23 protein-coding genes are annotated in these 24,026 nt (G+C 71.0%); 10 read left to right on the top strand and 13 right to left on the bottom strand.

What is annotated here, in order from left to right; translation table 11 throughout:
* Nucleotides 1–113 precede the first annotated feature (113 nt).
* The 7 genes from BSL84_RS27045 to BSL84_RS27015 form a co-directional block, all read right to left on the bottom strand.
* Nucleotides 114–1,505 carry a nucleobase:cation symporter-2 family protein gene (locus BSL84_RS27045; RefSeq protein ID WP_075971324.1) on the bottom strand — a complete coding sequence of 464 codons (1,392 nt, stop codon included), beginning with the start codon at nucleotides 1,503–1,505 and terminating at the stop codon, nucleotides 114–116.
* Between the two features lie 303 nt (nucleotides 1,506–1,808).
* Nucleotides 1,809–3,209: an 8-oxoguanine deaminase gene (locus tag BSL84_RS27040; RefSeq protein WP_030026694.1), complete on the bottom strand. Its 1,401-nt coding sequence runs from the start codon at nucleotides 3,207–3,209 to the stop codon at nucleotides 1,809–1,811.
* Nucleotides 3,210–3,403: 194 nt separating this feature from the next.
* On the bottom strand, nucleotides 3,404–4,327 hold the full coding sequence (gene pucL / locus BSL84_RS27035) for a factor-independent urate hydroxylase (RefSeq protein WP_030026692.1): 924 nt from the start codon (nucleotides 4,325–4,327) through the stop codon (nucleotides 3,404–3,406).
* Nucleotide 4,328: 1 nt separating this feature from the next.
* On the bottom strand, nucleotides 4,329–4,718 hold the full coding sequence (uraH, locus tag BSL84_RS27030; RefSeq protein ID WP_030026690.1) for a hydroxyisourate hydrolase: 390 nt from the start codon (nucleotides 4,716–4,718) through the stop codon (nucleotides 4,329–4,331).
* 8 nt (nucleotides 4,719–4,726) lie between these two features.
* Complete coding sequence (uraD, locus tag BSL84_RS27025; RefSeq protein WP_030026688.1) at nucleotides 4,727–5,233, bottom strand: 2-oxo-4-hydroxy-4-carboxy-5-ureidoimidazoline decarboxylase; 507 nt, start codon at nucleotides 5,231–5,233, stop codon at nucleotides 4,727–4,729.
* Nucleotides 5,234–5,387: 154 nt separating this feature from the next.
* Nucleotides 5,388–5,771 carry a helix-turn-helix domain-containing protein gene (locus BSL84_RS27020; protein ID WP_030026686.1) on the bottom strand — a complete coding sequence of 128 codons (384 nt, stop codon included), beginning with the start codon at nucleotides 5,769–5,771 and terminating at the stop codon, nucleotides 5,388–5,390.
* The gene (locus tag BSL84_RS27015) at nucleotides 5,768–6,019 is read right to left on the bottom strand and encodes a thiamine-binding protein (RefSeq protein WP_075971323.1); all 252 of its coding nucleotides are present in this window, start codon (nucleotides 6,017–6,019) and stop codon (nucleotides 5,768–5,770) included. Before BSL84_RS27015 ends, BSL84_RS27020 begins: the two co-directional genes overlap by 4 nt.
* A gap of 125 nt (nucleotides 6,020–6,144) precedes the next feature.
* Here BSL84_RS27015 and BSL84_RS27010 point away from each other — a divergent pair, with 125 nt between their 5' ends.
* From BSL84_RS27010 to BSL84_RS26985, 6 genes are all read left to right on the top strand, one after another.
* Nucleotides 6,145–6,978, top strand: a complete 834-nt coding sequence (locus tag BSL84_RS27010) for a TIM barrel protein (protein ID WP_030026682.1) — start codon at nucleotides 6,145–6,147, stop codon at nucleotides 6,976–6,978.
* Between the two features lie 75 nt (nucleotides 6,979–7,053).
* Nucleotides 7,054–7,953, top strand: coding sequence for a 2-hydroxy-3-oxopropionate reductase (locus tag BSL84_RS27005; RefSeq protein ID WP_030026681.1), 900 nt, complete (start codon nucleotides 7,054–7,056; stop codon nucleotides 7,951–7,953).
* A 242-nt stretch (nucleotides 7,954–8,195) separates the two neighbouring features.
* Nucleotides 8,196–9,653, top strand: coding sequence for a catalase (locus BSL84_RS27000; RefSeq protein ID WP_030026680.1), 1,458 nt, complete (start codon nucleotides 8,196–8,198; stop codon nucleotides 9,651–9,653).
* Nucleotides 9,654–10,148: 495 nt separating this feature from the next.
* The gene (locus BSL84_RS26995; RefSeq protein ID WP_051873062.1) at nucleotides 10,149–10,994 is read left to right on the top strand and encodes a heavy metal-binding domain-containing protein; all 846 of its coding nucleotides are present in this window, start codon (nucleotides 10,149–10,151) and stop codon (nucleotides 10,992–10,994) included.
* 1 nt (nucleotide 10,995) lies between these two features.
* Nucleotides 10,996–11,838, top strand: a complete 843-nt coding sequence (locus BSL84_RS26990) for a heavy metal-binding domain-containing protein (RefSeq protein ID WP_234363524.1) — start codon at nucleotides 10,996–10,998, stop codon at nucleotides 11,836–11,838.
* A 17-nt stretch (nucleotides 11,839–11,855) separates the two neighbouring features.
* The gene (locus BSL84_RS26985; protein ID WP_075972249.1) at nucleotides 11,856–12,239 is read left to right on the top strand and encodes a hypothetical protein; all 384 of its coding nucleotides are present in this window, start codon (nucleotides 11,856–11,858) and stop codon (nucleotides 12,237–12,239) included.
* A gap of 135 nt (nucleotides 12,240–12,374) precedes the next feature.
* Here the strand turns inward: BSL84_RS26985 and gcl are convergent, their stop codons facing one another.
* Nucleotides 12,375–14,162, bottom strand: a complete 1,788-nt coding sequence (gcl, locus tag BSL84_RS26980) for a glyoxylate carboligase (protein WP_075971322.1) — start codon at nucleotides 14,160–14,162, stop codon at nucleotides 12,375–12,377.
* A 283-nt stretch (nucleotides 14,163–14,445) separates the two neighbouring features.
* Here gcl and BSL84_RS26975 point away from each other — a divergent pair, with 283 nt between their 5' ends.
* A complete protein-coding gene (locus tag BSL84_RS26975) occupies nucleotides 14,446–15,336 on the top strand; it encodes a hypothetical protein (protein WP_045323027.1) in 891 nt (296 codons plus the stop codon).
* Between the two features lie 98 nt (nucleotides 15,337–15,434).
* Nucleotides 15,435–15,923 (top strand): glutathione peroxidase, encoded by a 489-nt coding sequence (locus BSL84_RS26970; protein WP_045323026.1) that lies wholly within the window; start codon nucleotides 15,435–15,437, stop codon nucleotides 15,921–15,923.
* A 100-nt stretch (nucleotides 15,924–16,023) separates the two neighbouring features.
* Here the strand turns inward: BSL84_RS26970 and BSL84_RS26965 are convergent, their stop codons facing one another.
* The 3 genes from BSL84_RS26965 to BSL84_RS26955 all read right to left on the bottom strand — a co-directional run bounded on the left by BSL84_RS26965 (nucleotide 16,024) and on the right by BSL84_RS26955 (nucleotide 20,208).
* Nucleotides 16,024–17,724 (bottom strand): AMP-binding protein, encoded by a 1,701-nt coding sequence (locus tag BSL84_RS26965; RefSeq protein WP_075971321.1) that lies wholly within the window; start codon nucleotides 17,722–17,724, stop codon nucleotides 16,024–16,026.
* Between the two features lie 113 nt (nucleotides 17,725–17,837).
* Nucleotides 17,838–18,950: a winged helix DNA-binding domain-containing protein gene (locus tag BSL84_RS26960; protein ID WP_075971320.1), complete on the bottom strand. Its 1,113-nt coding sequence runs from the start codon at nucleotides 18,948–18,950 to the stop codon at nucleotides 17,838–17,840.
* A gap of 223 nt (nucleotides 18,951–19,173) precedes the next feature.
* Nucleotides 19,174–20,208 carry a saccharopine dehydrogenase NADP-binding domain-containing protein gene (locus tag BSL84_RS26955; protein WP_199838752.1) on the bottom strand — a complete coding sequence of 345 codons (1,035 nt, stop codon included), beginning with the start codon at nucleotides 20,206–20,208 and terminating at the stop codon, nucleotides 19,174–19,176.
* Nucleotides 20,209–20,340: 132 nt separating this feature from the next.
* On the opposite strand from BSL84_RS26955, the gene BSL84_RS26950 reads away from it, so the two are divergent.
* On the top strand, nucleotides 20,341–21,312 hold the full coding sequence (locus BSL84_RS26950) for a helix-turn-helix domain-containing protein (protein ID WP_045323029.1): 972 nt from the start codon (nucleotides 20,341–20,343) through the stop codon (nucleotides 21,310–21,312).
* A gap of 19 nt (nucleotides 21,313–21,331) precedes the next feature.
* On the opposite strand, the gene BSL84_RS26945 is transcribed toward BSL84_RS26950, so the two are convergent.
* Nucleotides 21,332–22,297 (bottom strand): LLM class F420-dependent oxidoreductase, encoded by a 966-nt coding sequence (locus BSL84_RS26945; RefSeq protein WP_075971319.1) that lies wholly within the window; start codon nucleotides 22,295–22,297, stop codon nucleotides 21,332–21,334.
* 109 nt (nucleotides 22,298–22,406) lie between these two features.
* Here BSL84_RS26945 and BSL84_RS36615 point away from each other — a divergent pair, with 109 nt between their 5' ends.
* Complete coding sequence (locus BSL84_RS36615) at nucleotides 22,407–23,006, top strand: hypothetical protein (protein WP_052680637.1); 600 nt, start codon at nucleotides 22,407–22,409, stop codon at nucleotides 23,004–23,006.
* A gap of 16 nt (nucleotides 23,007–23,022) precedes the next feature.
* On the opposite strand, the gene BSL84_RS26935 is transcribed toward BSL84_RS36615, so the two are convergent.
* On the bottom strand, nucleotides 23,023–23,991 hold the full coding sequence (locus BSL84_RS26935) for a Ku protein (protein WP_075972247.1): 969 nt from the start codon (nucleotides 23,989–23,991) through the stop codon (nucleotides 23,023–23,025).
* Nucleotides 23,992–24,026 lie beyond the last annotated feature (35 nt).

Genomic DNA, 24,026 nt, shown 5'->3' with positions numbered 1-24,026 from the left:
GCCGGCCGTACGGGCGCACGGCGGTTCGCCCGTACCGGACGCGGCGGTGCGCTCGCCACACCCGCAGTGGGTGGCAAGCGCACCGCCGTCGTTCTTCGTTCTTCCCCGGCTGGTCAGTGGACCGGTACCGGTTCTGGTGCGGCCGCCGAGGCCCCGCGCTTCCCGGCTCCGAGGTGGTTGAAGGCCAGGTTCAGCACGATGGCCACGACGCAGCCGGTGCTGATGCCGGAGTCGAGGACGACCAGCAGGTCCTTCGGGAAGGCGTGGTAGAAGTCGGGCGCGGCGATCGGGATCAGGCCGATGCCCACGGAGGCGGCGACGATCAGGGCGTTCTCGCCCTTCTCCATGGCCGCGCCGGCCAGGGTCTGGATGCCGCTGGCGGCCACCGAGCCGAACAGGACGATGCCGGCACCGCCGAGGACGGGCAGCGGGACCACTCCGATGACGGAGGCCGCCATCGGGCACAGGCCCAACAGGATCAGGATGCCGCCGCCCACGGCGACGACGAAGCGGCTGCGCACCTTGGTCATGGCGACCAGGCCGATGTTCTGGGCGAAGGCGCTGCACATGAACCCGTTGAAGAGCGGGCTGATCGCGCTGCCGAGGGTGTCGGCGCGCAGGCCTCCGGCGATGGCCTTCTCGTCCGCGGGCCGTCCGACGATCCTGCCGAGCGCCAGGATGTCGGCGGTGGACTCGGTCATGCAGACGAGCATCACGATGCACATGGAGACGATCGCGGCGACCTGGAACTGCGGGGCGCCGAAGTGGAACGGGGTCGGAAAGCCCGCGAGGGGGGCGTCTCTGACGGCGTCGAAGCTGGTCATCCCCAGGGGCAGGGCGATCAGGGTGCCCGCGGCCAGGCCGAGCAGGATGGAGATCTGCTGGAGGAAGCCGCGCAGGAACTTGCGCAGGAGCAGGACGATCACCAGCGTGGCGGCGGCCAGGCCGATGTTCCGCATCGAGCCGTAATCGCCGGCGGTCCGGTTGCCGCCCTGCGACCAGGTGAAGGCGACGGGCAGGAGCGAGACGCCGATCAGGGTGATGACCGTACCCGTGACGACGGGCGGGAAGAAGCGGACGAGCTTGCCGAAGTACGGGGCGGCCAGGAAGCCGACGGCCCCGGCGACGATGATCGCTCCGAAGATGACGGGGAGGGCGTCCGCGCCCTGCCCCTTCGCTATCGCGATCATCGGGGTCACACCGGCGAAGGAGACGCCGTTGACGAAGGGGAGTTTGGCGCCGACCTTCCAGAAACCGAGGGTCTGCAGGAGGGTGGCGAGGCCGGCGGTGAAGAGCGAGGCGCCCATCAGGAAGGCGGTCTCGGTGGCGGAGAGGCCGACCGCCGGACCGACGATCATGGGCGGGGCCACGACACCCGCGTACATGGCGGCCACGTGCTGGAGGCCGCTGGTGAACATCTTCAGAGGAGGCAGGGTCTCGTCGACCGGGTGCTTCTCCTCCGGAACTGCGACTGCGTCTTTGCGAAACCTGGGCGGGTTGGCCACGGCTTCCTCCGGTCGGGTAACACGTCGGCAGGGACGTGGGTGTCATGGAGGTGGTGCGAAAGCGGTGCGAGTCGAGCGCTGTATGAAGTTGTGGGTGGAGCGACTACTTGTCCCAAGGGGTGCAGAAACGATTCGCCCAATCGCCGCTTCCGCGATGCGCCGTGGCGCGGGTGGCACGAGTCACCGCTCCCGGGGACGCCTTCGGATTGCCTCGGGCGCCACCCGGGAACGGCTGCCCACGGACCCCGCTCGGGTCCGCGGCGGCCGGCCGGGGGCCGTCCCCCCCGACCGGACTCCGGGGGATCAGGCCTGCGCGATCCGCGCGAGGCGCTGGGCCTCTTCCCGCGTGGACACCGCGATGGCGTCCTCGTCGGCGAAGAGCAGCCGGTTGTTCTCGACGATCTGCTTGCCGTTGACGAACGAGGCCGTCACCGGGGCGGCCGCGCCGAAGACCAGGGCGGTCACCGGGTCGGCGATCGAGGAGTGCAGGAAGGTGCTGATGTTCCACAGGACCAGGTCGGCGCACTTGCCGACCTCCAGCGAACCGATGCTGTCGGCTCGTCCCAGGACCTGGGCGCCGCCGTAGGTGCCCAGGCGCAGGGCCTGGCGGGCGCCCAGCGCTCGCTCGCGGTGGACCGGGTTCAGGCGGTTGATCAGCAGCGCGTTGCGCAGCTCGGTGTGGAGCTCACCGGACTCGTTGGAGGCGGTGCCGTCCACGCCGAGGCCGACCGGTACGCCGGCGGCCAGCATGTCCGGGACGCGGGCGATGCCGGCGGCCAGACGGGCGTTGGAGGACGGGCAGTGCGCGACACCGGTCTTCGTACGGGCGAAGGCGGCGATGTCGGAGTCGTTCATGTGGACGCTGTGCGCCATCCACACGTCCTCGCCGAGCCAGCCGGTCGACTCGAAGTAGTCGGTGGGGCCCATGCCGAAGAGCTCGTGGCAGAACTTCTCCTCCTCGACCGTCTCGCTGCCGTGCGTGTGCATGCGCACCCCGAGGCGGCGGGCCAGCTCCGCGCCCTGCTTGAGCAGCTCGGTGGAGACCGAGAAGGGGGAGCAGGGGGCGACGGCGACCTGGGTCATCGAGTCGAAGGAGGCGTCGTGGAACTTCTTGACGGTCGCCTCGGTGTCGGCCAGGGCGCCTTCAAGGGTCTCGACGGCGTGGTCCGGCGGCAGGCCGCCGTCCTTCTCGCTGCGGTCCATGGAGCCGCGGGCGAGGGTGAAGCGGACGCCCATCTCGGAGGCGGCGCGGATGATCGAGCCGGACAGGTCGCCGGAGCCCTTGGGGAAGACGTAGTGGTGGTCCATGGCGGTGGTCACACCGCCCCTGGCCATCGCGGCGAGGGAGCCCTGCGCGGCCGTGTACGTCATCTGCTCGTCGATGCGCGCCCACGTCGGGTACAGCGCGACGAGCCAGTTGAAGAGGTTGTGGTCGGTGGCCAGGCCGCGCGTGATCCACTGGTAGAAGTGGTGGTGCGTGTTGACCAGGCCGGGGGTCACGAGGTGCCCGGTGCCGTCGATCCGGCGGACCACGTTGTCGAGGTTCTCGGGGGCCCTGCCCGCACCGATGGACTCGATCCTGTTGCCCGCGACGACGATGTGGCCTGAGGCGTACTCGGTGTCATTGGCGTCGACGGTCGCGATCGCACAGTTCTCGATGACGATGCGCTCGACTGCGCTGTCATGGGCTGCCGATGCTGCCATGGGACTTCCTCGTGCTTTCAGTGGCGGTGCGGGCACGGCAGGACCCAGGGGATTTGAGTGCCGGAGCCGGGGCCTTGGCAGCTGACAGTACTGCCGGCCCATGGGGTGCGTCCGGGTGCCGATTCAGGAAGTTGGGTCGTGTCGCGCGGTCCCGGGGCCACTGCGGAGAGCCCCGGGACGCGCGTGCCGCTCTCTCAGAGGTTGGTCATGTCCACCGGGATGCGCGCGTCGGCGCCGTCCCGCAGGATCGTGGCCTCGATGAGACCGTACGGACGGTCCGCGGCGAAGTACACCTCGTTGTCGTTCTTGAGGCCGAAGGGCTCCAGGTCGACGAGGAAGTGGTGCTTGTTCGGGAGCGAGAAGCGGACCTCGTCGATCTCCGAACGGTGGTTGATGATGCGCGAACCCATCTGGTACAGGGTCTGCTGGAGCGACAGGGAGTAGGTCTCCGCGAAGGCCTGCAGCATGTGCTTGCGGGTCTCGGCGTAGGACTTCTCCCAGTTGGGCATCCGCTGCTCGTCGTCCGACCAGTTGAAGCGCCAGCGGCTCGACACCTGGGTGGCCAGGATGCGGTCGTACGCCTCCTGCAGGGTCGTGTACTTGTCCTTCACGTAACCCCAGAACTCGGAGTTCGTGGAGTTCATGACGACCAGGTCCTTGAGGCCGGAGATGACCTCCCAGTTCCGGCCGTCGTAGGTGATCTGGGTGACGCGGGTCTCCTGGCCCTGGCGGACGAAGGAGTGCTTGACCTCGTCGGCGCCGATGAACTTGGAGTTGGCGTCGGAGGTGGCGATCCGGTCCCAGGCGTACTCCTCGATCCGGATGCGCGCACGCTGGATCGGCTCCTGGCTGTTCACGAACCAGCGCGCCAGGTGGATGCCGAACTGCTCGGCGGACTCGATGCCGTACTCCTTGGCGAAGGCGTACACCGTGTTCTTCGTGGTGTCCGTCGGCAGGACGTTGGCGTTCGAGCCGGAGTAGTGGACGTCGTCCATGTCGCCGGAGAGGGCGACCGAGACGTTCAGGTCCTTGATGTGGTGGGTGTCGCCGTCCCGCGTGATCTTGACGACGCGGTTCTCTGCCTTGCCGTACTGGTTCTGGCCCAGAATCGTGGCCATGCTAGCTCCCTCGGTAAACGGAGTAGCCGAACGGGTTGAGCAGCAGCGGTACGTGGTAGTGCTCGCCCGGGTTCACCGCGAACGTGATGGCGACCTCGGGGAAGAACGTAGCGCTGTCCCTTACGCGGGGGGCGTCCTGCTGCGCCTCGGCTTGCTTCTTCGAAAAGTACGTCTCGGTCTCGAAGTCCAGACGTACGTGGGTGGTGCCCTCCGGCAGCGCCGGCAGGTCCTTGCAGCGCCCGTCCGCATCGGTGGCGGAGCCGCCCAGGGACGCCCACTCGCCGTCCAGGCCGGTACGGGCCGACAGCGAGATGGCGACGCCCTCGGCGGGCCTGCCGATGCTGGTGTCCAGGATGTGCGTGGACACCGACGCGGTGGTCTCGGTGCTCATGGTCGGTCTCACTCTCCTTCTACGAGGCGGGTCAGGCGGATCCGGTTGATCTTGACGAGCTCGCCGCGGGCGGTCTCCCGCTCCTGCTCCGGCGAGTTGCCGATCCGGACCTTGACCGCGTCCCGCATGAACTCACCGGTCGCACCGGTGGCGCAGATGAGGAAGACGTGGCCGAACTTCTCCTGGTAGGCCAGGTTCAGTTCGAGGAGTTCGTTCCGGAGCTCCTCGGAGGCGCCGGCCATGCCGCGCTGCTCGCGGGCGGAGGTCGGGTCTCCCGGCTTCGGCCGGCCGATCGGCGCGTGGCCTGCCATCGCTTCGGCCAGGTCCTCCGCGGTGAGCTCCGCCATGGCGGCCTCGTTCGCGGCGAACAGGGAGTCGGCGGTGGCGAAGGGGCGCTGGGCGAGCATCTTGCTCCCCCACGCCGAGCTGGCGCACACCTCGTGCAGCTCGGCCGCGGCCGCACTGTCGTCCAAGGTGTTGATCCGGGTGAGACCCGGGTTCGGACTCGAAGTCACGGTAGGCCTCCGTGGCCTGTTGTTGCTTTGACGGGCTGCGCATAGCTAACGCCCTCCACAACACCGCGTCAACACTTTGTTGAAACTTCCCGTACACAAAAGCCGCCGCCCGGGTGAATCGGGCGGCGGCTCGTCGCTGTGAGTCAGAGGCCGTTCACGCTTGGCTGTTTTTGCCGGGGTTTTCCCTGTTCAAGTAGTTGTAAACGGTGAAGCGGCTGACCCCCAGGGCCCCCGCGACCGTTTCCACACCGTGCCGGACGGAGAAGGCGCCCCGCGCCTCCAGTATCCGCACCACGTCCTGCTTGGACTTCCGGTCCAGCTGCGACAGCGGCACGCCGTGCCGGCGCTCCAGCGCGGCGAGGATGTGGTCCAGCGAGTCCGAGAGCTGGGGCAGGCGCACCGCGAGCAGGTCCTCGCCCTCCCAGCTGAGCACGACGTCGTCGGGCGTGGCCTGGGAGGGGTCCATCAGCACGCCGCCCATGGCGTCCACGAGCGGCTTGACCGCGGCGACGAACGGGTGGTCGCGGGGCTCGGTCATGACGCCTCCCCGCCGATCACGTTGACCTGGAGGGTGACGCGCGTCGCCCCGGCCTCCAGGGAGTCGCGCAGCAGCGCCGCCACGGCGGCCAGCACCCGGTCGGAATCGCCCTCCGCGGTGTTGCCGAAGGGGCCGACGTCCACCGCCTCCAGCTGGGCCTTCTGGATGACCTCGCGGGCCGCCACGGCATGGTCGGGGGCCTCTTCGAGGTCGAAGGGCTCGGTCGTGAACTCCACTCTCAATCGCACGCCGTCAAGCTACCGCGCGGTCTCGTTTTTTCGGCAGTCCGCACTTGACATCCGCGCGGAGCCCCATGCAATCTTCCATCAGACAGAAAATAACTTCCGCAATACGGAAGGAGCGCACACCCCTCATGGGATACACGGACCAGCGCTTCGATGTGAACCTGTCGATCCTCTTCACGGAACTCCCGCTCCTGGAGCGCCCCGCGGCCGCCGCCGCGGCGGGCTTCACGGCGGTCGAGCTGTGGTGGCCCTGGATCGAGACCCCCACCCCCGCCCAGGAGGAGCTCGACGCCCTCAAGAAGGCTCTTGAGGACGCGGGCACCCAGCTGGTGGGCCTGAACTTCTACGCCGGCCGGCTGCCGGGGCCGGACCGCGGCGCGGTCTCGGTACCGGGCGAGGAGTCCGACCGCTTCAACGCCAACATCAACGTGGCCGCGGACTTCGCCGCCTCGGTGGGCTGCAAGGCGCTGAACGCCCTCTACGGCAACCGCGTCGAGGGCGTGGACCCGGCCGTCCAGGACGAGCTGGCTCTGAAGAACCTGGTCGTCGCGGCCCAGGCCGCCGACCGTGTGGGTGCGATCCTCCTGATCGAAACCCTCAACAAGCCCGAGTCGCCGCTCTACCCGCTGGTGAGCGCCCCGGCCGGCATCGAGGTGGTGGACAAGGTGAACGAGGCCACCGGCCTCGGGAACGCCAAGTTCCTGCTCGACCTGTACCACCTGGCGATGAACGATGAGGACCTCTTCGAGGTCATCGAAAAGTACGCCGCCAAGACCGGACACGTCCAGATCGCGGACAAGCCGGGACGAGGTGCCCCGGGCACCGGCGAGCTGCCCCTGGAGGAGCTGCTCGACCAGCTGAGGAAGGCCGGATACGAGGGCTACGTAGGCCTGGAGTACAAGGCCGCCGACGCCGCCGCCTCCTTCGCCTGGCTGCCGGCCGAGGCCCGCGCCGCCCGGTAGGAGGACGAAGTCCGGGCGATCGGCCAGGCCCCTCACGCACTTTTCGTACGAAGCATCAAGAGAAGGACCCTCATCATGAGCAACACCGCTGCGCTCCCGTCGATCGCCTGGATCGGTCTCGGCATCATGGGCTCCCCCATGGCCGAGAACCTGCTGAAGGCCGGCTACTCGGTCACCGGCTTCACCCTGGAGCAGGACAAGCTGGACCGCCTGGCCGCCGCCGGCGGCACCGCGGCCGGCTCGATCGCCGAGGCCGTCAAGGACGCCGACGTGATCATCACGATGGTGCCCGCCTCCCCGCAGGTCGAGGCCATCAACTACGGCCCCGAGGGCATCCTGGAGAACGCCAGGTCCGGCGCGCTGATCATCGACATGTCGTCGATCACCCCGCAGACCTCGATCGACCTCGCGAAGAACGCCGCCGAGAAGGGCATCCGCGTCATCGACGCCCCGGTGTCCGGCGGCGAGGCCGGCGCCATCGAGGCCGTCCTGTCGATCATGGTGGGTGGCGAGCAGGCCGACTTCGACGCGGCCCTGCCGATCCTCGAAGCCCTCGGCAAGACCATCGTCCTGTGCGGCCCGCACGGCTCCGGCCAGACGGTGAAGGCCGCCAACCAGCTCATCGTCGCGGTGAACATCCAGGCGTGCGCCGAGGCCGTCGTCTTCCTGGAGAAGTCCGGCGTGGACCTCCAGGCCGCACTGGACGTCCTCAACGGCGGTCTGGCCGGCTCCACGGTCCTGACCCGCAAGAAGGACAACTTCCTCAACCGCGACTTCAAGCCCGGCTTCCGGATCGACCTGCACCACAAGGACATGGGCATCGTCACCGACGCCGCCCGCAACGTCGGTGCGGCTCTCCCGGTCGGCGCGGTCGTCGCCCAGCTGGTCGCCTCGCTGCGCGCCCAGGGTGACGGCGGCCTGGACCACTCGGCCCTGCTGCGCGCCGTCGAGCGCCTCTCCGGCGCCCAGGTCTGAGGTCCCTCCGCCGGGCCCCTCGGGCCCGGCGCCGTCCCCTCGCAGGAGGGGGCACCGAGTCTCCGGACGGCGCCGGCGCTGACACCTGTCCTGTCGCGCCCAAGCGCCGGCGCCGTCCGGGTCATCTCACCCCACAACTTCGTTCAACAAACTGTTGACGTTTAGTTCTTGCCGAAATTAGGCTGCTGTTCCGCATGACGGAAGACGCTTTCCGTCAGCAGTTACCCGTACGGAAGGTCACCATGTCGAAGCGCACGCTGACGACCGAGTCCGGCGCCCCGGTCGCCGACAACCAGAACTCCGCCACCGCCGGCGTCGGTGGCCCGCTCCTGATCCAGGACCAGCAGCTCCTGGAGAAGCTGGCCCGCTTCAACCGCGAGCGCATCCCGGAGCGCGTGGTGCACGCCCGCGGCTCGGCCGCGTACGGCTACTTCGAGGTGACCGACGACGTCACCGCGTACACCAGCGCCGCCTTCCTGAACACGGTCGGCAAGAAGACCGAGACCTTCCTGCGGTTCTCCACCGTCGCCGACTCCCTCGGCGGCGCGGACGCGGTGCGCGACCCCCGCGGCTTCGCCCTGAAGTTCTACACCGAAGAGGGCAACTACGACCTCGTCGGCAACAACACCCCGGTGTTCTTCATCAAGGACCCCATCAAGTTCCCCGACTTCATCCACTCCCAGAAGCGCGACCCCTTCACGGGCAAGCAGGAGCCGGACAACGTCTGGGACTTCTGGGCGCACGCCCCCGAGGCCACGCACCAGATCACCTGGCTGATGGGTGACCGCGGCATCCCCGCGTCGTACCGCCACATGAACGGCTACGGCTCCCACACCTACCAGTGGACGAACGAGAAGGGCGAGGCCTTCTTCGTCAAGTACCACTTCAAGACCAACCAGGGCATCCGCTGCCTCTCCGGCGAGCAGGCCGCCGAACTCGTCGGCAAGGACGCCAACTCGCACCAGACCGACCTGCTCCAGGCGATCGAGCGCGGCGTGAACCCGAGCTGGACCCTCTACGTCCAGATCATGCCGGCCGCCGAGGCCGCGGACTACCGCTTCAACCCGTTCGACCTCACCAAGGTGTGGCCGCACGCCGACTACCCGCTGCAGCGCGTGGGCCGCCTGGTCCTCGACCGCAACCCGGACAACGTCTTCGCCGAGGTCGAGCAGTCCGCCTTCTCCCCGAACAACTTCGTCCCGGGCATCACCGCCTCGCCGGACAAGATGCTCCAGGGCCGCCTCTTCGCCTACGCGGACGCCCAGCGCTACCGCCTCGGCGTGAACCACACCCAGCTGCCGGTGAACGCCCCCAAGGCGACGAAGGCCGACAACTACGGCCGCGACGGCGTCATGGCGCTGCGCAACGGCTCGCGCCACGACAAGAACTACGAGCCCAACTCGTACCAGGGCCCCGCCGAGACGGGTCTGGCGCTGGGCGCCCCGAAGGCCGTCTCCGGCTACACGGGCACCCACGAGGCCCCGGCCCACACCAAGGACGACGACTTCTTCCAGGCCGGTGAGCTCTACCGCCTGATGTCGGAGGCCGAGAAGCAGCGTCTCGTGGCGAACATCGCCGGCGGCCTGTCGCAGGTCACCCTTGAGGACGTCATCGAGAAGAACCTGGCTCACTTCCACGCCGCCGACGCCGACTACGGCCGTCGCGTCGAGGAGGCCGTCCGCGCCCTGCGCGACGCCTGAGCCGACATGGATGTACCGGGGGCCTGACGGGAGGTCAGGTCCCGGGTGCTGAGCCCGACCCGTGGACCCGGATGAGGGGTGGTACGCGGCGAGGGCAGACTGCGCCGGCCGTATGGCCGGCGCCGCGTGAGGACCGTGGCGGGCGTGCGAGCCAGTGCGGTGGTAATGGGTTCCGAGGCCCGTCTCTTGACCTGAGGGAGACGACGCCGGAGTTCTCGTCGCCCGCCCGCCACGGTCCCGGCCGCTCCTCTCCTCACAGGGGCTGCGCACAGAGCGCCCTGTGGGAAGGGGCGACTCCTCCCCACACACTCCGCCCGGCGGTGCGAACGTCCTGTCGCGCCAGCCTCGCACCGTCGGGCGGTAACAACCAGAGCGCCGAGTCACGGACGGTCCCGTGACTCGGCGCTTTGTCGTTGCCGAGCCCGTGGGGAGCCCGCGAAGACGCTGCGCCAAGATCCACACCAGACCCTTCGCAGTCACATAAGCTGCCTGACGATGACACGCCGACACGACGCCGCTCTGCCGGGAAGCACCGGTCCCTGGAACTCCGCCCTGCCGCCGGAGGAGTTCGCGGCGGTCAGGGGTGTCGGCTTCGATCCGGTCGGGCAGGTGCTGGGCGCCGCCGTCTTCAACATCGGGTACACCGGCGCCTGGGGCTGTCCGGGCGCCTGGTCGGACACCGGCACCCCCGAGGGGCGGTCCTCCTCCGCGTGGGCGCCGTCCCTGTCGCAGCTGCAGCAGACGATGCACACGGCCCGCAGGCGGGCGCTGGCCCGCGCGGAGTCCGAATGCGCGGCACTCGGCGGTGACGGGATCGTCGGGGTGGACCTGCGCATCGGCGAGTTCCCGGCGGGCGGAGTGGAGTTCACCGTACGGGCCACCGCGGTGCGGGCCCGCTCGCGCGTCCGGCCGCGCCGGCCCTTCACCTCGCACCTGGGCGGCCAGGACTTCGCCAAGCTCATCCACTCGGGGTGGGTCCCCACCGGACTCGCCTTCGGCATCTCCCTCGCCATCCGGCACGACGACTGGCGCGGCACGCGCCTGTTCCCCCGGGTCGCCGGGAACCGGGAAGTCGACGGCTACACATGGCTGATCAGCCGGGTCCGCCGCGACGCCCGCCGGCAACTCGCCCTCGACGCGGCCCGGTACGGCGGTGACGGGGTGGTGCTGGACGAGATGGAGCTGAAGGTGGACGAGAGCGAGTGCCCCGCCTCCGAGGGCGCACGCGACCTCAGCGCCGAGGCGGTCCTCATCGGTACCTCCATCGCCCGGTTCGGCCGCTCCGAGCGGCCCGCGGGCCCGAAGCCACTGACCATCATGAGACTGGAGCGCGAGCACTGACATGACCGAGCCGATGGGGCGGGAACCGGGCGGCGCAGGCCTCCCCGAGGACGCGATGCGGCGCCTGGCGCAGCTCGAACCGGAAGAGAAGGGTCCGATGTTCACCTCGGACCTGACGGTGAACGAGTTCCTCCTGGTGCGGGAGGTCGGCTTCCGGCCCCTCGGCCTGGTCCTCGGCTCCTCCGTCTACCACGTCGGCATCCAGCTGGGCCGGTGGTCGAAGAACCAGGAGCTGACCAAGCTGTCGCAGGCGATGTACCACGCCCGAGAGCTGGCGATGAGCCGGATGGAGACGGAGGCCGACGCGCTGGGCGCGGACGGGATCGTGGGCGTCCGGCTGGACATCGAGTTCAAGGAGTTCGGCTCGGACATCGCCGAATTCATCGCGGTGGGCACGGCCGTGAAGGCGGCCGGGGCGGACCCCGGACCGGGCCGGACCTGGCTCAACAACAAGGGCAGGCCGTTCACCTCGGACCTGTCCGGTCAGGACTTCTGGACGCTGATCCGGGCCGGGTACGCGCCGCTGGACCTGGTCATGGGTTCGTGCGTCTACCACGTGGCCCACCAGCGCCTCTCCCAGGCCCTCGGCACCGCGGGCCGCAACGTGGAGCTCGAACACCTCACCCAGGCCCTCTACGACGCGCGTGAGCTGGCGATGAGCCGCATGCAGGCCGAGGGACGGGCGCTGGAGGCCGAGGGGATCGTCGCGGTGCAGCTGCGGCAGCACTCGCATGCCTGGGGAAGCCACACCACCGAGTTCTTCGCCATCGGAACCGCGGTGCGCCCGCTCCGTGACGACCACGTCATCGAGCGGCCGGCCATGGTGCTGAGCCTCGACGCCTGAACCGGGAGGTGACCGACATGGAAGTGGAGCTGCTGGCCGCGGCCCTGCGCCGGGACAGCGCGGACCTGGACCTCTACACCCGGGTGCTGTCGGCGAAACTGGCGCAGTCCCTGCCGCCCGGCACCGTACGGGTCGTACGCCGTCGATCCGTCGCGCAGCGCCTGGCCGGGCGGGAGGGCCCGGTCGCCGAACTGGACGTAGTCCTCGGGGAGCAGCGGCTGTCGCTGCGGGTGGACCGGGGGCAGGTGGCCGGGGAGATCTGCCACGAGGTTCGGGGCATCGTGCTCTCGCGGCGCCCCGTGGGCCTGGACGAGTGGATCGACGCCCTCGCCCGGTCCCTGGCGCGTGCCGCCGCCTCGAACGCCCGCGCCCGCGAGGCCGTGGAGCGCTTCCTGACCTGACCCCCGACGGCCTCCCCCGCGGGGCGGCGGCTTGATGGCCCCCGCCCCGTACGGTCGGCCCCCGTACGACGTGAAGCGGCCCCCGCCCCTCCCGGAGGAGGAGCGGGGGCCGCCGGGTACTGCCGCGTGGCGGGGTCAGACCTTGAGGGCCTTGATCGCGGTCGGAGCGTGGCCGGGCTCGGTCGCGATCTCCTCGAACTCGGTGACGTCGCTCATGTCGACGGTCTTGCTCATCGAGATGTTGGTGACGCGCTCCAGGATGGCCTCGACGACGACCGGGACCTGGAACTCCTGGGCCAGCTTCTTGGCCTGCTCGAACGCGGCGCCCAGCTCGTCCGGGTCGGTGACGCGGATGGCCTTGACGCCCAGGCCCTCGGCGACCTTGACGTGGTCGACGCCGTAGACACCGATCTCCGGGGTGTTGATGTTCTCGAATTCGAGGTTGACCTCGAAGTTGATGCCGAGACCGCCCTGCGCCTGGCGGATCAGGCCGAGGTAGGCGTTGTTCACGAGGACGTGGACGTAGGGGACCTTGTGCTGGGCGGCGACCGCCAGCTCCTCGATCATGAACTGGAAGTCGTAGTCGCCCGAGAGCGCGACGATCGGGGTCTCCGGGTCGGCGGTGGCGGCACCGATCGCGGCCGGGATGGTCCAGCCCAGCGGGCCGGCCTGGCCGCAGTTGATCCAGTGGCGCGGCTTGTAGACGTGCAGCATCTGCGCGCCGGCGATCTGGGAGAGGCCGATGGTGGTGACGTACCGGGTCTCGGGGCCGAACGCCCTGTTCATCTCCTCGTAGACGCGCTGCGGCTTCATGGGGATGTTGTCGAAGTGCGTGCGGCGCTGCAGGGTGGCCTTGCGCTCCTGGGCGGAGGCGGCCCAGGCGGAGAAGTCCGGCAGCCTGCCCTCGGCCTTGAGCTCCTTGGCGACCTCGATGAAGAGCTCCAGCGCGGCCTTGGCGTCGGAGGCGATGCCGAAGTCCGGGGCGAAGATCTTGCCGATCTGGGTGGGCTCGATGTCGACGTGGACGAACTTGCGGTCGCCCAGGTACGCGTCCAGGTTGTAGCCGGTGTGGCGGTTGGCCCAGCGGTTGCCGATGCCGAGGACGACGTCGGACTCCAGGAACGTCGCGTTGCCGTAGCGGTGCGAGGTCTGGACGCCGACCATGCCGGCCGCCAGCTCGTGGTCGTCCGGGATGACGCCCCAGCCCATGAGGGTGGAGATGACCGGGATGTTGGTCAGCTCGGCGAACTCGACGAGCAGGTCGGAGGCGTCGGCGTTGATGATGCCGCCGCCGGCGACGATCAGCGGGCGCTCGGACTCCAGCAGGAAGCTCAGGGCCTTCTCGGCCTGGGCGCGGCTGGCCTGCGGCTTGTAGACCGGCAGCGGCTGGTAGGTCGCCGGGTCGAACTCGATCTCGGTCAGCTGGACGTCGATGGGCAGGTCGATGAGGACCGGGCCGGGACGGCCGGAGCGCATGAGGTGGAAGGCCTGCTGGAAGACGCCGGGGACCTGGGCCGCCTCCAGGACCGTCGTGGCGGCCTTGGTGACCGGCTTGGCGATCGCGGCGATGTCGACCGCCTGGAAGTCCTCCTTGTGGAGCTTGGAGACCGGAGCCTGACCGGTGATGCACAGGATCGGGATGGAGTCCGCGATGGCGGAGTACAGGCCGGTGATCATGTCGGTGCCGGCCGGGCCCGAGGTACCGATGCAGACGCCGATGTTGCCCGCCTTGGCGCGGGTGTACCCCTCGGCCATGTGCGAGGCGCCCTCGACGTGGCGCGCGAGCGTGTGGTTGATGCCGCCCACGTTCTTGAGCTCGCGGTAGAAGGGGTTGATCGCAGCACCGGGAACACCGAACGCTTGTTCGACACCCTCAAGCTTGAGGATCTCAACTGCAGCAGCGGCGGCTGTCATACGAGGCATCAGGTTCTCCTGCGGGTCTGGCGGTCAGGCTTTTCCGTCATCCGGAAGTTTTGTTCTGCTATACGGAACAAGCTAAGCGGCGTCTTCCGTTGGCGTCAAGGCGCTCGCGGGCCCCGGAATCCACCAAAAGCCGCATCTCAGTCGCCGGCTTGTACAAATCTCCGATCCGGCCGCGGGAACGGGGCCGAAATGGCGCGCACCCCCGCCGCCGCGCTCGCCTGTGGGGGAGCATGGATCTACGCAGAGCGACGCGGGTCCACGGAGGGGTAAGGGGTACGGGGTCATGGCGGAAGCGGTACCGGTGCGCTGCCCGGCGTGCCTGCGCGAGAACGGCTACACCGCGCCGGTGTTCCCCTGCGCCTGCGGGAACCCGGTCAATCCCCCGCTGGACCTGTCGGCGCCACCGGTGCCGCTGACCCACCGCACGTGGTCGGACAGCTGGGTGGCGGTGCGGTGCACGACGTGCGGGCGAGAGAGCGAGTGGCCGCACCCGGAGCTGGGGTGCGGGTCCTGCGGCACGGTGGTGCGGCTGCCGGTGCATCCGCCGCTGCCGCAGCCGTCCGAAGCGGGGGCGGGCTCCGGGGCGGGCACCGGAGCCGCGGCGGCGGGCCCCGCGGACCCGGCGGACTTTCGCGGCGGTCCCCCGGTCGGCGCCGCGGAGGCCGCGGGCGCCGCGCCGGGTACCGGACGTACGGGGGACGGCCCAGACGGCGGCGGCCCGGCGGCAGCACCGCACGGCGCGCAGCAGGCCACCCCCGCACCGCTGCCGTCGGCCGCGGCGGTGCCCCGGCCCGCGTTCCGGCCGGTGACCATCCGTACGGCCCGGGACGCGGTGGCCACCGCCGCGCTGTACCTGCGCTGGCTGGGCTTCCAGGACGTACGGCAGCCCGACGGGCGTCCGATCCCCTCGGCGGCGGTGGACCTGCGGGCCCCGGGGCTGGTGGCGCAGGTGGACCCGACCACCGCGCCGGCCGGGCTGCGAGCGGTGGAGTGCGTCTGGCTCAACGGACTCACCGCTTCCGCGACCAGCGTCTACTTCTCCCTCGCCGGCTACACGCAGGACGCCCGCTGCCGCGCGGACGAACTGGGGATACCGCTGTTCGTCATGGACCTCACCGGCATGCCGCAGCCGGTCAACGACCCGGCGGACGAACTGGTCGGCTCGGGAGCCTGACCGGGCGGGCCGGTCGGGACGGGAGCCTGACCGGGCGGGCGCCCCCGGACGACCCCTTAGGCTCGTGGCACCACCCGCTGCCTGCCGAGGAGAGCCCCGTGAGCCTGTACGACATCCCGCTGACCACCCTGTCCGACGAGCCCACCAGCCTGGCGGCGTACAAGGGCAAGGCCGTCCTCGTGGTGAACACCGCGTCGCAGTGCGGTCTCACCCCGCAGTACTCGGGACTGGCCCGCCTGCAGTTCAAGTACGAGGAGAAGGGCTTCACGGTCATCGGCGTGCCCTGCAACCAGTTCGGCGGGCAGGAGCCGGGCAACGCCGACGACATCCAGACCTTCTGCGCGGCGGGCTTCGGCGTCACCTTCCCGATGCTGGAGAAGACCGAGGTCAACGGCGAGAACCGGCACCCCCTGTACCAGGAGCTGGTGAAGACCCCCGACGCCGAGGGCGAGGCGGGGGACATCCAGTGGAACTTCGAGAAGTTCCTGATCTCCCCCGCCGGTGAGGTCGTGGCGCGCTTCCGTCCGCGCACCGAGCCGGAGGCGCCCGAGGTCACCGCCGCGATCGAGGCGCACCTGCCCGCGTAAGGCGCGTACGGAACGGGCGGGCGGACGGGTCGCGGGCGGTGGGCGGCGTCCCGCCGGCTGCCCGCCCCGGCCGGCCCGCCCCCGCCGGGCCCCTCCGGCCTCAGGCCAGGTCGGCCTCCCGGTACTCCTCGGGGGAGCCGGCCGCCGTGAGCTCCCGCAGCTCCACCCGCCGGATCTTGCCGGACACCGTCTTCGGCAGTGCGGCGAACTCGATGCACCGGATCCTCTTGTACGGGGACAGCACGGCGCGGGAGTGTTCGAACAGCACCCGGGCGGTCTCCGGGCCGGGCTCCCACCCTGCCGCGAGGGTGACGTACGCCTTCGGTACGGCCAGCCGCAGCTCGTCCGGGGCGGGGACGACGGCGGCCTCCGCGACGGCCTCGTGCTCCAGCAGGGCGCTCTCCAGCTCGAACGGGCTGATCTTGTAGTCGGAGGCCTTGAAGACGTCGTCGGAGCGCCCGACGTACGTGAGGTACCCGTCGGCGTCCCGGGCGGCGATGTCGCCGGTGCGGTAGAGCCCGTCCGCCATGGCCTCGGCGGTGCGCTCCGGGTCGTCCCGGTAGCCTGTCATCACCCCGGCCGGCCCCACCCGCAGGTCCACGCACAGCTCGCCCTCGTCGGCGGACTCCTTCCCGGTGACCGGGTCCAGCAGGACGATCTCGTAGCCGGGCGCCGGCCGGCCCATGGATCCGGGCTTGACGGGGGCGCCCGGGAAGTTGCCGACCTGGAGGGTGGTCTCGGTCTGGCCGAAGCCGTCGCGGATGGTGACGCCCCACGCGTCGCGGACCTTCTCGATGACCTCGGGGTTGAGCGGCTCGCCGGCGGCGACGGCCTCGCGCGGGGGTTTGGCCAGCCGGGTGAGGTCGGACTGGATCAGCATCCGCCACACGGTGGGCGGGGCGCAGAAGGTGGTCACGCCGTGCCGGTCCATCTCGGCCATGAGGCGCTCGGCGTCGAAGCGGGCGTAGTTGTGCACGAAGACGGTCGCTCCGGCGTTCCAGGGGGCGAAGAGGTTGGACCAGGCGTGCTTGGCCCAGCCGGGCGAGGCGATGTTGAGGTGCACGTCACCGGGGCGCAGCCCGAGCCAGTACATGGTGGAGAGGTGCCCGATGGGGTACGACGCGTGGGTGTGCTCGACGAGCTTGGGGCGGTCGGTGGTGCCGGAGGTGAAGTAGAGCATGAGGGGGTCGGTGGCGAGGGTCTCCCCGTCGGGGGTGAAGCCGCCGACGGTGTCGGGGGCGTCGGCGAGCCGCAGCCAGCCGGCGGGGACCGGGTCGACCTGGTCCCCGGCGGCGATCCGGGTGTAGTCGCCCGGCACCTCGTCGAACTTGGCGGTGTCCTCGGTCCGCGCGATGACGTGGCGCACGTGCCCGCGCTCGACCCGGTCGCGCAGATCGGCCGGGCCGAGGAGGGGGGTGGCGGGGATGACGACGGCGCGCAGTTTCATCGCGCCGAGCATCACCTCCCACAGCTCGCGCTGATTGCCGAGCATGACGAGGATCCGGTCGCCTGGCGCGACGCCCTGGCCGCGCAGCCAGGAGGCGGTCGCGTCGGACCGTACGGCGAGCTGCGCGAAGGAGAGGGCTTCGCTGGTGCCGTCCTCCTCGACGATGCGCAGGGCGTCGGCGTGGTTGCCGGCGGCGATGTGGTCGAACCAGTCGAGGGCCCAGTTGAAGTGGCGGGGGCGGGGCCAGGTGAATCCGGTGCGGGCGGCTTCGTAGTCGCCGCGCCGCTCCAGCAGGAAGTCCCGGGCGGCGAGGAACTGGGTGGTGGCGCTGTTCCGGTCACTGTCGGTCGTCATGGCAGGTATCGTGCCGCGTTCGGTGTACGGACCACCAGCCTTGCGTCAGCCGGGAGTTGACGGCTTGCCGGACTCGGCGTCGGAGCGCGGCCGAGAAGTACGGAGCCTCAGGCTCAGCGGCGGATCGGCGCGAACCGTACGGCGGGCGTGGCGGCCCCGTCGGGCAGCCCGCCCATCTCGGCGATCAGCTTCTCCCCCTCGGCGGCGATCTCCTCCCGCGCCGCCGCCGGCGCCCGGTCGAACAGCTCCACGGTGAGCACCCCGTCCTCCAGTCTCCACAGCCCGGCCAGGAATCCGTCGACGAGCAGGGTGCAGTGGGCCTGGTTCCCCGTCCAGCTGCGGCCCTTCACCTCGGGCGGGACCACACGGGTGCGGTCGGCGTGCGAGAGCAGGAGGTTGTCGAACTCGGGGAGGAAGCGGGGCGGCGCCGGGGTGTCGGCGTCGGGGCGGGGGGCGTCGGGCAGGTCGAAGAGCTCCACGCCATTCTCGTCGCGGAAGACGGCCAGCCCCGGCCGCAGCCGTTCGAAGGCGTCGCGCAGCCGGGTCACCCCGGCCCAGGTCTGCATGTCCTTGACGGACGCGGGCCCGAACGCGGCGAGGTAGCGCAGCACGACGTCGTCCACGGGCTGCGCCGTCCCGGCGGGCTCGCCGAGCCACGTCTCGACGGTGGTGAGCCGTACCTGCCCGGACCGCCCCCACACCCCGCGGGGCGTGACCTGGACCAGCGGCAGCAGGCAGCGCGCGGCGACGGACAGGGACTGCGGGTCGGCGTCGGGCCACTCGCGGAGCAGGTCCTCGCGGATCTCGGCCATGGTGCGCGGCTCACCCTCGACGAAGGCGCGAGCCCGCTGCGCCAGCCGGTCCAGGTCCACGCCGTCGAGGCCCTTGCGAAAGTAGCCCACCTCCCGGTCGCGGGCCGGCTGCACGAGGGGCCGCAGGGTGAGGGCGTCGTGCGCGGTGTGCGTGTGGATCGTCGACCGCATGGTGACCATGCGTACGACCTCGCGGGACTCCATGAGCCCGGCCAGCTCGCCGGGCTCGAAACCGGCCAGCCGGGCGTGCAGCTGGAAGTACGGCGGCCTGACGTTCTGCGCCTGCAGTCCGAGGAGGTGGCCGACGGCATCCCGCGCGGTCATCTCGGCCCGTCTCAGCAGCAGTTGCCGGGCGAGCGTGGCACGGTTCAGCGCGCGGGTGTCGAGCATGGGATACGTCGTCCTGGAAGCCATACCGGCAAACTATCCCCCGCACGGACACCTCGTGCCCTGTCCGACGAAGGCTGCCACGACGTCGACTTCGCCGAGCTTCACACTTCGTAGGCCCGGACTCCCCTCTCGGCGGTCCGCCGAGAGGGGAGCGGCGGACCCGGCGCTCTCCGTCTACGTGTGGGCCACCGCATGGGGCGCGCCCGTGACAGTCAGTGGCGCAGATCGCCCGGGAGTGGGGGCGCCGTCAGCTGAGGCGGTCGACGGTCACGTGCGGGGTCAGCGCCCGTAGGAAGTCGGGGGCGTCGAACATCGCGCCTGCGGCGGCCACGCCGATGGTGCGGGTGCGGCCCGTGAGGACGCGTTCCAGGGCTTCGACGACGAGGGGTGCCGTGACGGCGTAGATGTCCTGCCCGCGTGCCACCGCCCTGCGTTCGGCGCCGGCGCGCCGGACGACCGCGTCGACCACGAAGGTCTGGCCGGACCGGCCGCTGCCGTCGGCGGCGGCCGGAGCGGGCGTCGCGGGGGCGGCGATGTCCTGGACGGCGTTGGCCGTCATGTACGTCGTGACCTCCAGGACGGAGAGGTGCGTGGGCACGGTCACGACGTCGGCCATCGTGAATTCGCCGATCACGGGCCGGGGGCCCGTCGGCTGCGGGAACCGCCAGTCGAGGGCGGGCGGGGCGTCGGTGCGGTACTCCCACGCGCCCCTGGTGTAGCGCAGCCGCCGCTCGCCGCGCCGCTCCCGGGAGACCGCACCGGAGAGCCGCGTCCCCGCGGTGGGGTGCCAGCTGCTCAGGCCGTAGGCGATGTGCACCTCGTCGGCCTCGTCCCAGTCGCCCATGGCGGCGGTGGCCAGCAGGTCGCCGAGGCCGCCGAAGAAGGCCATCGCGGGGACGACGACCGCATCCGCGGCCCGTGCCCGGTCGGCGAAGTGGGCGAAGGTGTCGATGTTGGCCTCCAGTTCGGCCGCCACGTCCAGGTACGGGATCCCCGCGCGCAGGGCGGCTTCGATCACCGGGGCGGTCGTCGAGGCGAAGGGTCCGGCGCAGTTCACGACGGCGGCCGTGCCGGCCAGCGCGCGGTCGAGCGAGTCCGGGTCGTCCACCGTCGCAGGGCGGGCGGCGACCTCCGGACCGGCCTGGTCCGCCAGCTCCTTCAGCCTGGTGCTGTCGCGGCCGGCCGGCACGGGGACGAACCCGCGCGCCAGCAGCTCCCGCACCACGAACCGACCGGTGTGCCCGTACGCACCGAACACCGCCACCAGCTGTCCCGATCCCATGAACCCGCTCCTTCACGCCCCGAGTCGTGCGCCGCGGGCCGTGTGGTCCGCCGCGTTCCGTCAGGAAGATCCTGTCGTGGGGGGACCCGGCGCACGAGTGTCCGGAACGACATGACCCGTACACTTCCGGACGTGACCACTGTTGCGCTGGCCATCACCGACGGCATGCTGCATTTCGAGCTGTCCCTGGCGGTCGAGGTCTTCGGCTCCGATCTGACCCATCTCGTCGATCCCTGGTACGACTTCGCGCTCTGCGGTCCGGGCACCGTCCAGGTGGACCGTTTCCGCCTCGTCCCCGACCAGGGGCTCGACGGGCTCCGGCGGGCCGACACCGTGATCGTTCCCGGCTGGGCCGATGTCGACAGGGACCCGCCCGCCGAGCTGGTCGACGCCGTACGGGCAGCCCACGCGGCGGGGGCCCGGGTGGCCTCGCTGTGCACGGGCGCCTTCGTGCTCGCCGCCGCCGGCCTCCTCGACGGCAGGCGCGCGACCACGCACTGGGCGCACACCGAGGAGCTGACCAGGCGTCATCCTCGGATCACGGTGGATCCGGACGTGCTGTACGTCGACAACGGCAGCGTGCTCACCTCCGCGGGCAAGGCCGCCGCCATGGACCTGTGCCTGCACCTGGTGCGGCTCGACCACGGCTCGGCCGTCGCCAACACGGTCGCCCGGCGCCTGGTCGTCCCTCCGCACCGGGACGGCGGTCAGGCCCAGTTCGTGACGACTCCCGTGCCCGCCCCCGGCAGCCATCCGCTGGCCCGCCTGTTCCCGTGGGCGCTGCGGCGCCTGGACCAGCCGCTCACGGTGGAGGACCTGGCCCGGCAGGCCGGGATGAGCTCCCGTCACCTGGGGCGCCACTTCAGGTCGGTGACCGGCACCACCCCGCTGCAGTGGTTGCTCACCCAGCGCATCCGGCGCGCCCAGGAGCTGCTGGAGACCACCGGCGACACGGTCGACGCCATCGCGGCGGCCACCGGCATGGGCACCGCCACCACCCTGCGCCGTCACTTCGCCCGTACGGTCGGCGTCCCGCCGGACACCTACCGCCGCACCTTCCGTACCCGTACTCCTCCTCCTGTATTTCCCGGTACGGGCGCCTGAACGTCGAACCGCCTCCGCCTCACAGTGCGCGCAGTGCGGGGAGCAGCGTGGACTGGGCCCAGGTGAGGAAGGGTTCCTGCTGGTCGCCGCCGATCTGGATCAGGGCCACCTCGGTGAAGCCGGCGTCCGCGTAGCTGCGGACCGCCTCGGTGACCGCTTCCACGTCGTCACCGCACGGAACCTGCTCGGCCACGTCCTCGGGGTGGACGAGCCTCGTCGCCTCGGCGAAGGCGGCCGTGTTGGGGAGTTCGGCGTTGACGTGCCAGCCGCCCAGAGCCCAGCGGAACTGCTCGTGGGCCCTGCGTACGGCGGCTTCGCGGTCGGGGTCGTAGCTGATGGGCAGTTGGCCGACGCAGGGCTTGCCGGAGCCGCCGTGCTCGGCGAACGCGGTCACCAGGTCGCGTTCCGGCGCGACGGCGACGAGGGCGTCGCCGAGGCGCCCGGCCAGGGCGCAGGAGGCTGGGCCCGAGGCCGCGATGCCGATCGGCGGCGGGGTGTCGGGGAGGTCCCAGAGCTTGGCGTCCTCGACGTCGAAGTGGGTGCCGTGGTGGTTGACGCGGTCGCCGTCGAGGAGGGAGCGGATGATGCCCACCGCCTCTTCGAGCCGTTCCAGGCGTACGGGGGCCGCCGGCCAGCCGGGGCCGACGACGTGCTCGTTCAGGTTCTCGCCGGAGCCGAGCCCGAGCCGGAAGCGTCCCTGCGACAGGAGCTGCATCGTGGCGGCCTTCTGCGCGACCACCGCGGGGTGGTAGCGGAACGTCGGGCACGTCACGTACGTCATCAGCGGGATCCGGGTCGTGGCCTGTGCGGCGGCGCCCAGAACGCTCCACGCGTAGGGGGCATGGCCCTGGGAGTCCAGCCATGGGAAGTAGTGGTCCGAGACGACCGAGAAGTCGAACCCCGCCCGCTCGGCCCCGACCACGTGGTCCACCAGGTCCCGGGGGCCGGCCTGCTCGGTCATCATCGTGTATCCGATGCGCACCATGTCCCGGCGCCTAACCGCTGCCGCCGCTCCGAAACCTGCGGGCTCCCGGCGGGCAGGCATGCGGGCGGATTTCCGGGGGAGCCGCACCGTAGGAAGGCGGTGAACGGCCATGGCACAGGTGAGCGTGGAGGGGGCCGAGGTCGTCGTGCGGCTGGGGCTGCGCGAGGGGCTGGCGGCGCGGCGCCGGAAGGTACGCGTACCGGTGTCGGCGCTGCGGGAGGTACGCGTCGAGAAGAGCTGGTGGCGCGTGCTGCGCGGGCGGGCGGGCCACGGCAACTGGTCCCCGGGCCGGTGCTCGGGGGTACGCAGCAGGCCCGACGGAGAGGACTTCGTCGCGGTGAAGGCCGACAGCACCGTGCTCTGCCTGGAACTGGACGCCGGTGCGCCCTACCGCCGGGTGGCGGTGTCCGTCCCCGATCCGGAGCAGGCCGAGCGTAGGGTGCGCGACGCCATGCCCGGGGGCGGGGCTTCCGAGGCGCAGGCCCCTGCGCGGGACGCTCCGGCGGATCCGCCGCAGCACCGGCCGCCGCTCCAGCACGAGGGCGGTACGGCCGACGACCACGGCAGACCGCCGGGGGCCACCTCGCGGACCGGCAGCGGGGCGGGGCAGCCGCCGCTCGACGGCGAACGGGCACTGCGCGCCAACGCGGGCCGGGTCCGGCGTGAGCACGTCCTGCACCGCCGCCCGGACGGCCCCGGCCGGGCTTAGGACTCCGGGACAGGGCTCACGCCGCCTCGGAGTCGGAGGAGGTCAGCGCTTCGGCCAGCTCGGCCCGGGTCATCGTGGACCGGCCGGGGATACCCGCGGCCGTGGCCCGCTCGTACAGCTCGGCCTTCGTCAGCGAGTCCAGGGGTTTCCCGGACGCCGCCGACTTGCGCCGGCCGCCTCCGCCGGCCCGCCGGCCGCCGCCGCGGGCCCGTTCGACGCTCGCACGCAGGGCTTCCGTGAGGTCGACGACGTTCGTCGCCTCCGCCGCGGCCTCGGCCTTCTCCACGGTCTCCCCCGCCCCCTTGGCCTTGATCAGGGCGGACACCTTGTCCTGGTAGGTGTCGCGGAACTCCTCGGGGTCCCAGCGCATGCCGAGGGCCGTGATCAGCTGCTCGGCCATCTTCATCTCCCGCGACGACCCGGTACCCCTGCCGGACGCGGCGGGCAGGTCGGGGACCTCCTCCCGGGGGTCGCGGATCTCGTCGGCCCAGTGCAGGGTGTGCAGCGTCAGGATGCCGTCCTCGGCCTTGAGGGCGACGAGGTACTCGCGGCCGCGCATGACGAAGGTGGCCACGCCGGCCCGCTCCGCCTTCGCGAGGGCCTTCTCCAGGAGGGCGTACACCTTGGAGTACTCCTTGCCCTTGGGGCCGACGTAGTAGGTGCGGTCGAAGAAGATCGGGTCGATCTCGGCCAGGTCGACGAAGCCGCTGATCTCCAGGGTCTTGGAGCGGCCCGGCGCTATGTCGTCCAGCTCGGCCGGTTCCACGAGGACGTACTCCTCGCCGGTGTCGTAGCCCTTGACGATGTCGTCGAGGTCCACCTCCTCGCCGGTGCGCTCGTTCACCCGCCGGTTCCTGATCCGGTCGGAGGTGCCGCGCTGCAGCTGGTGGAAGTGGATGGTGTGGCTGTCGGTCGCGGTGTAGATGCCGATGGGGACGCTCACCAGCCCGAAGCTCAGTACGCCGGTCCAGACCGGTCTGGCCATGCTGATCACCGCCTCGGCACGCCGGGTCCCCCGCA

This window comes from Streptomyces sp. TN58, from assembly GCF_001941845.1.
In the GTDB taxonomy this organism is placed as follows: domain Bacteria; phylum Actinomycetota; class Actinomycetes; order Streptomycetales; family Streptomycetaceae; genus Streptomyces.
The sequence above is the reverse complement of the archived record's forward strand: the minus strand, read 5'-3'. Positions and strand labels throughout refer to the sequence as shown.

Coding starts and splice junctions, on each gene's coding strand:
- BSL84_RS27040 (WP_030026694.1), bottom strand. CDS start 3,209: ATGGCAGCATCGGCAGCCCATGACAGCGCAGTCGAGCGCATCGTCATC.
- pucL (WP_030026692.1), bottom strand. CDS start 4,327: ATGGCCACGATTCTGGGCCAGAACCAGTACGGCAAGGCAGAGAACCGC.
- uraH (WP_030026690.1), bottom strand. CDS start 4,718: ATGAGCACCGAGACCACCGCGTCGGTGTCCACGCACATCCTGGACACC.
- BSL84_RS27020 (WP_030026686.1), bottom strand. CDS start 5,771: ATGACCGAGCCCCGCGACCACCCGTTCGTCGCCGCGGTCAAGCCGCTC.
- BSL84_RS27010 (WP_030026682.1), top strand. CDS start 6,145: ATGGGATACACGGACCAGCGCTTCGATGTGAACCTGTCGATCCTCTTC.
- BSL84_RS27005 (WP_030026681.1), top strand. CDS start 7,054: ATGAGCAACACCGCTGCGCTCCCGTCGATCGCCTGGATCGGTCTCGGC.
- BSL84_RS27000 (WP_030026680.1), top strand. CDS start 8,196: ATGTCGAAGCGCACGCTGACGACCGAGTCCGGCGCCCCGGTCGCCGAC.
- BSL84_RS26995 (WP_051873062.1), top strand. CDS start 10,149: ATGACACGCCGACACGACGCCGCTCTGCCGGGAAGCACCGGTCCCTGG.
- BSL84_RS26990 (WP_234363524.1), top strand. CDS start 10,996: ATGACCGAGCCGATGGGGCGGGAACCGGGCGGCGCAGGCCTCCCCGAG.
- BSL84_RS26985 (WP_075972249.1), top strand. CDS start 11,856: ATGGAAGTGGAGCTGCTGGCCGCGGCCCTGCGCCGGGACAGCGCGGAC.
- gcl (WP_075971322.1), bottom strand. CDS start 14,162: ATGCCTCGTATGACAGCCGCCGCTGCTGCAGTTGAGATCCTCAAGCTT.
- BSL84_RS26975 (WP_045323027.1), top strand. CDS start 14,446: ATGGCGGAAGCGGTACCGGTGCGCTGCCCGGCGTGCCTGCGCGAGAAC.
- BSL84_RS26965 (WP_075971321.1), bottom strand. CDS start 17,724: ATGACGACCGACAGTGACCGGAACAGCGCCACCACCCAGTTCCTCGCC.
- BSL84_RS26960 (WP_075971320.1), bottom strand. CDS start 18,950: ATGGCTTCCAGGACGACGTATCCCATGCTCGACACCCGCGCGCTGAAC.
- BSL84_RS26955 (WP_199838752.1), bottom strand. CDS start 20,208: ATGGGATCGGGACAGCTGGTGGCGGTGTTCGGTGCGTACGGGCACACC.
- BSL84_RS26945 (WP_075971319.1), bottom strand. CDS start 22,297: ATGGTGCGCATCGGATACACGATGATGACCGAGCAGGCCGGCCCCCGG.
- BSL84_RS36615 (WP_052680637.1), top strand. CDS start 22,407: ATGGCACAGGTGAGCGTGGAGGGGGCCGAGGTCGTCGTGCGGCTGGGG.
- BSL84_RS26935 (WP_075972247.1), bottom strand. CDS start 23,991: ATGGCCAGACCGGTCTGGACCGGCGTACTGAGCTTCGGGCTGGTGAGC.